Source organism: Allobosea sp. 05T422_2 (assembly GCF_056396265.1).
In genome coordinates this window covers 1-1,211 of record NZ_JBFTLD010000519.1, presented here as the reverse complement: position 1 = coordinate 1,211, position 1,211 = coordinate 1, and the positions used below count along the sequence as shown (strand labels likewise).

2 protein-coding genes are annotated in these 1,211 nt (G+C 68.0%); both read left to right on the top strand.

Going from position 1 to position 1,211, the window contains the following annotated elements; translation table 11 throughout:
- Window positions 1–892 (top strand): ABC transporter ATP-binding protein (locus AC1DJT_RS36770; RefSeq protein ID WP_476836070.1); only part of this gene is annotated, 892 nt, incomplete at its 5' end.
- Window positions 889–1,211 (top strand): hydantoinase/oxoprolinase N-terminal domain-containing protein (locus tag AC1DJT_RS36765; RefSeq protein ID WP_476836069.1); only part of this gene is annotated, 323 nt, incomplete at its 3' end. The genes AC1DJT_RS36770 and AC1DJT_RS36765, both read left to right, overlap by 4 nt.

The window sequence follows — 1,211 nt, the reverse complement described above, 5'->3', positions numbered from 1 at the left end:
GAGGACGACGTCGGCTCTGCTCGGGGCGAGCTTCGAGGTCCAGGCCGGCGACGTGCTCGGCATCGTCGGCGAAAGCGGCAGCGGCAAGTCGACGCTCGCGCGGCTTCTCGTCGGGCTCGACCGTCCGAGCAGCGGTCAGGTCTCGTTCGAAGGACGCGATCTTGCGAGCTTTGCGGCCGCGGACTGGCAGCGTTTCCGAAACCGCGTGCAGTTCGTCTTCCAGGGCGCACACACGGCCTTGAACCCGCGCAAGACCGTCGCGCGCAGCCTGAGCGAAGCCTTCGGCGGGCCGCTCGCGCCGGGAGCGCTCGATGCCCTGCTGGCGCAGGTCAGCCTCGGGCCGGAGCTGCTCGGTCGGCTGCCGCATCAGCTATCGGGCGGCCAGAAGCAGCGGATCGGGATCGCCCGCGCCCTGGCCAGGAAGCCGGAGGTGCTGATCGCCGACGAGCCGACATCGGCTCTCGACGTCTCCGTGCAGAACGAGATCATTGCGCTGCTTCAGCAGCTGCATCGCGACAAGCACCTGACGCTGGTGATCATCAGCCACGATCTCGGGCTCGTCGGGGCGTTCTGCGACCGCGTGCTGGTGATGCATGCCGGCCGTATCGTCGAAATGGGTCCTGCCGCAGAGATTCTGGCGGCGCCAGCGCATCCCTATACGCAGCGCCTGGTCGCCGCCATCCCGCGCGGGCTCGCCGGGCGCAATCGCCCGGCCGAACCGCCACTGCCCGAAGCGGCCCGCCATGGCGGCTGCCCCTTCGAACCCCGTTGCAGCAACCGGATTCCGATCTGTGCGCAAAGCGAGCCACCCGAGGTTCACCTCGGCGATCGGCTCGTCCGTTGTCACGCAGCGCCCATCTCGGTCCAAAACCTAGCGGAGACCAACCTATGACAGCGCGCTCGTTTCGAGTGGGTGCCGATATCGGTGGCACCTTCACGGATATCACCTTCCTGGAGAACGGTCAGACGGTCCATTCGTTCAAACGACCGTCGACGCCCGACGACTACAGCCGCGGCATCGTCGAGGGCGTGCTTGCGTTGCTGGCTCGCATCGGCGGCAAGCCGACCGAGATCGAGGAGGTCGTGCACGCCACGACCGTGGCAACCAACGCGATCCTGGAGGGCAAGGGCGCCACGACCGCGCTGCTGACGACGCGCGGATTCCGCGACGTCCTCGAGCTCGGCCGGCTGCGCATGCCCGAGCTCTACAA